This window comes from Kordia jejudonensis, from assembly GCF_001005315.1.
Lineage (GTDB): Bacteria > Bacteroidota > Bacteroidia > Flavobacteriales > Flavobacteriaceae > Kordia > Kordia jejudonensis.
On sequence record NZ_LBMG01000155.1, the window covers coordinates 1 to 994 of the forward strand.

At 30.3% G+C, this 994-nt stretch carries 1 protein-coding gene; it reads left to right on the top strand.

The features are described 5' to 3' along the window. Window positions 1–989 (top strand): integrase core domain-containing protein (locus tag AA089_RS23100; RefSeq protein ID WP_046759391.1); only part of this gene is annotated, 989 nt, incomplete at its 5' end. Window positions 990–994 lie beyond the last annotated feature (5 nt).

A 994-nucleotide genomic window follows, 5' to 3' on the forward strand; every position in this document is an offset into this window, starting at 1 on the left:
AAGTCATGCGAATAGATACCAATGATTTGACACTAGCTAGGAATTATCTTCAGAAATATCAATTTTTGATAAAAGAATATGAATTAGTAAAAAATAAGCAACATAGTTCCTATCGATTTGCCAAGGATTTTTATAAAGCAAATGGGATAGATCGTCGCAGTTTTTTAAAATATTATAATCGCTTTAAACAGAGCAATAATTTAAAAGATTTATTACCTCAAAAGCGAGGTCCAAAATGGAAAAGTAGAAGACCGATTCCTTTTATAGAACGTCAAGTAATTTCTTTACGAAAAAAAGGGAATAACAAATATGAAATAAGTTGTATATTAAAACCTAAACTAAAGCAATTTACGCCATCACCATCTGGTGTTTATAATATTACTAAACGCTATGGTTTAAATAGATTAACACCAAAAATGCAATCAGAAAAGCGTCGTATTATAAAAGAAAAAGCAGGAGAGCTAGCCCATATAGACACTCATTATTTGCGTAAAGGAGTTGTGCAATCACAACCCAATAAAAGATATTATTTGTATGGGATAATAGATTCTTGTACTCGAGTAGCATGGGTAGAATTAACAGAAGATATTACTGCCCTAACAACAATGTTTGCAGGCTTGAAAAGCTTTAACATTCTAGCCACTCATTACAACATTAAATTCAAAGAAGCCTTAACAGATAATGGTCCTGAATTTGGAAAGAAAACAAGCAAATCTAAAAATAATCATGCCTTTGAAAGGATGTTAGAAGAATTAGAAATAAAGCATCGATATATTAGACCTTATAGACCACAAACAAATGGAAAGATTGAAAGGTTTTGGAGAACAATTGAAGAAGATCTAATTAGAGAAACTTTTTTTGAGTCTAAAGAACATTTAAAAGAAGAAATTTTACAATATTTATATTATTATAATCAGGAGAGACCACACCAAGCTTTAAATGGTGTAGCTCCCAATAAGTTTAACCAAAAGTGTCAACGAATTACTTAACCTTT